Below are 376 nucleotides of genomic sequence, written 5' to 3' on the forward strand. Positions count from 1 at the left end.
CGGTAAATGCGGGTGTTTCTATTGGCGATATCGACGGTAAAAATGGCGCAAACACGTACGCTATTAATGGCACTTCGGGTGCTATCACGGGTGGTGTTGATGCAGATACATTTACTATTGGCGCAGCGGGTGTAACGGGAGCTCTTGTAGGCGGTGCTGGTGATGATATTTTCACTATCAATGGCGATACAACAGGTCGAATTGCTAGCATTTCTGGTGGTGATGGCGATGACACGGTTAGTTTGGCTAATACGGGCGTAGTAAGCGGCACAATTGATGGTGGAACGGGTGCAGAAACAAATGGCGATACATTAACTATAACGGCAGCTTCACAAACGGTGAATATTACCGATGCGAGTAATATAGAAGAATATAT

Annotated in this window: 1 protein-coding gene; it reads left to right on the top strand. The window is 46.0% G+C overall.

Going from position 1 to position 376, the window contains the following annotated elements:
- A partial coding sequence (locus tag CWS31_RS17690) for a hypothetical protein (protein ID WP_425457537.1) occupies positions 1–376 on the top strand: 376 nt, incomplete at both ends.

The organism is Colwellia echini (assembly GCF_002843355.2).
Classification (GTDB): Bacteria; Pseudomonadota; Gammaproteobacteria; order Enterobacterales; family Alteromonadaceae; genus Colwellia; species Colwellia echini.